This window comes from Micromonospora sp. DT68, assembly GCF_049847245.1.
In the GTDB taxonomy this organism is placed as follows: Bacteria; Actinomycetota; Actinomycetes; order Mycobacteriales; family Micromonosporaceae; genus Micromonospora; species Micromonospora profundi.
Genome location: NZ_JBNCNZ010000062.1, coordinates 1 through 701 on the forward strand (window position 1 = coordinate 1; position 701 = coordinate 701).

Sequence of the window (701 nt, forward strand, 5' to 3'; positions counted from 1 at the left end):
GACAACGCCTGTTATGTGATTTACACGTCGGGCTCGACGGGCCGGCCGAAGGGCGCGGTCGTCACCCACGCCGGCCTCGTCAACCGCACCCAACACGTACTGCCTGAGGTCTACCGCCTCGGCCCGGACGGCGTCGTCCTCCAGAAGACCGAGATCGGCTTCGATGTTTCACCTGCTGAGGTCTACGCCGCACTGTCGGCCGGCGCGCGGATCGTCGTCGCCCGACCTGGCGGCCACCGCGACCCCGCGTACCTGCGCGAATTGATCATCGCCGAGCAGGTGACGACGGTCCACTTCGTTCCGACGATGCTGTCGGCGCTCCTCGCCGAGGGCCTCGAGCAGTGCACCTCGCTGCGCTCCGTCGGGGTCGGCGGCGAGGAGTTGCCCGTCGACGTGGCGCGGGCGTTCCTGGCGGCTCTGCCCGGTTGCGAACTGCACAACACCTACGGGCCCGCCGAGGCGGCTGTCGACGTCACCAGTTGGCGGTGCGACCCCGACGCCCTGGCCGAGCTGACCCGGGTGCCCCTGGGCGGCCCGCACCCCAACCTGCGGCTCTACGTCCTCGACGAGGACCTCACTGTGGTCCCGATCGGCGTACCTGGCGAGCTGTATCTCGGCGGCGTCGGTGTGGGTCGGGGTTATTGGGGTGCTGCGGGGTTGACGGCGGATCGGTTTGTGCCGGATCCGTTTGGGTCGGTGGG

1 protein-coding gene is annotated in these 701 nt (G+C 69.6%); it reads left to right on the forward strand.

Annotation, left to right across the window (positions count from 1 at the left end):
- Positions 1-15: 15 nt before the first annotated feature.
- The coding region (locus tag ACPXB1_RS30635; RefSeq protein WP_425736177.1) for an AMP-binding protein at positions 16-701 on the forward strand (686 nt) is incomplete at its 3' end.